We start from the raw sequence: 586 nt of genomic DNA on the forward strand, positions 1-586 counted from the left end.
TCAATGAGGTTTGTCGAATAAATGCTGTGCCAAATCTGGTAGGGAAACTGATAAAAAGTTAAAAGATTATCCGTATTCTCCAGACTTTCCATGACTTTCCTATACTTTGGTTTCCATTCGGCGATAAAGTTCTCTAAAGCTTGCACTGCCATTTCTAAATTTTCAGCACGATAAATCGTTTTAAATTGCTCCAGAATAACCGCTCTATCTGCTCGTTTCACTTTACTAGCTAGATTTCGACTAATATGAATTAAGCAACGTTGTTGTTTAGCTAATGGGTAAGCCTGACTGATAATCTGTTCAAGCCCCTTGAAGCCATCGGTCACTACAAGAGAAACCTGTTGGATTCCTTGGTTTTGAAGCTTGTCTAACAGGGTGGACCAAGAAGCATTGTTTTCATTTGGGGCGATTTCATATCCAAGAACAGCCTTCTGTCCTTCTGGTGTAATGCCAAGTGCGATATGAATACATTCTTTACTAACGGTTCCACGTCTTAATGGAAGATAGGTTCCGTCAAGAAATAAAACAGAGTAATTGGCTTCTAAGCTTCGCTCATGAAAAGTAGCGACATTCTCCTGAGTTGCTT

At 39.6% G+C, this 586-nt stretch carries 1 pseudogene; it reads right to left on the reverse strand.

The features are described from left to right. Positions 1-586, reverse strand: a pseudogene (locus EII37_RS10820) (IS256-like element IS905 family transposase); the annotation flags it as partial.

The organism is Streptococcus sp. OH4692_COT-348, from assembly GCF_003859975.1.
In the GTDB taxonomy this organism is placed as follows: Bacteria; Bacillota; Bacilli; order Lactobacillales; family Streptococcaceae; genus Streptococcus.